The sequence below is a fragment of the Cobetia sp. SIMBA_158 genome (genome assembly GCF_046566945.1).
GTDB lineage: Bacteria > Pseudomonadota > Gammaproteobacteria > Pseudomonadales > Halomonadaceae > Cobetia > Cobetia amphilecti.
The window spans coordinates 1-252 of sequence record NZ_JAWJYL010000747.1; the positions used below are offsets into that span (position 1 = coordinate 1).

The 252-nt window shown below is 38.5% G+C and carries 1 protein-coding gene; it reads right to left on the minus strand.

What is annotated here, in order from left to right; translation table 11 throughout:
* A partial coding sequence (locus R2R70_RS21790; protein WP_410979167.1) for a hypothetical protein occupies nt 1-252 on the minus strand: 252 nt, incomplete at both ends.

Sequence of the window (252 nt, forward strand, 5' to 3'; positions counted from 1 at the left end):
TTTTAAATGTTGTCATGAATTGATCAAGCAAGGCTTTATCACCATGAAAAGCCGCGAGTCTTAAATAAACACCTGCTAAGTATGGGTCTACTTTTTGAGGATTAGTCAAATACACTTGCGTTTGTTCTTTGGCTTTATTGATTACGTTTTGGTCTTCGCCATCAAAGCCTAAGCGTGATATAACGGCTGCACGAAGTTGCGATACTGCACCATCTTCGTCAATTTTTGCCTCTAAACCATATTTTTTAGCAG